We start from the raw sequence: 461 nt of genomic DNA on the forward strand, positions 1-461 counted from the left end.
ATCTCTTTTTCATTTCCTTGTAAGCCGTCATCCGGCAATCGTGCAGCCTGATGGCGCTGCGCTTATCAGGCCTACGGGAATGCAGTTCCTGAGATGATTAACTTGTAGGCCGGATAAGGCGTTACGCCGCCATCCGGCAATGCGCTCGTTTCGTTTAACTCCTTGTCAGGCTTTTCTCCATGCCGCTTTTTACCTCCTCTGATAAAGCTCTCTGGCGTCTCGCGCTGCCGATGATTTTTTCTAACATCACCGTCCCCTTACTGGGGCTGGTCGATACGGCGGTGATTGGTCATCTGGATAGCCCGGTTTTCCTGGGCGGCGTGGCGGTGGGCGCGACTGCCACCAGCTTTCTTTTCATGCTGCTGCTATTTCTACGTATGAGCACCACCGGCCTAACGGCGCAGGCATTTGGCGCCAAAAATCCGCAGGCGTTAGCCCGGGCGCTCATTCAACCGTTATTA

At 54.7% G+C, this 461-nt stretch carries 1 protein-coding gene; it reads left to right on the forward strand.

All coding sequences use genetic code 11. The features are described from left to right. Positions 1–179: 179 nt before the first annotated feature. On the forward strand, positions 180–461 hold a 282-nt coding region (locus C1I93_RS33430; protein WP_258378405.1), incomplete at its 3' end, for an MATE family efflux transporter.

The sequence above is a fragment of the Micromonospora endophytica genome (assembly GCF_003236305.1).
GTDB classification, from domain to species: Bacteria; Actinomycetota; Actinomycetes; order Mycobacteriales; family Micromonosporaceae; genus Micromonospora; species Micromonospora endophytica.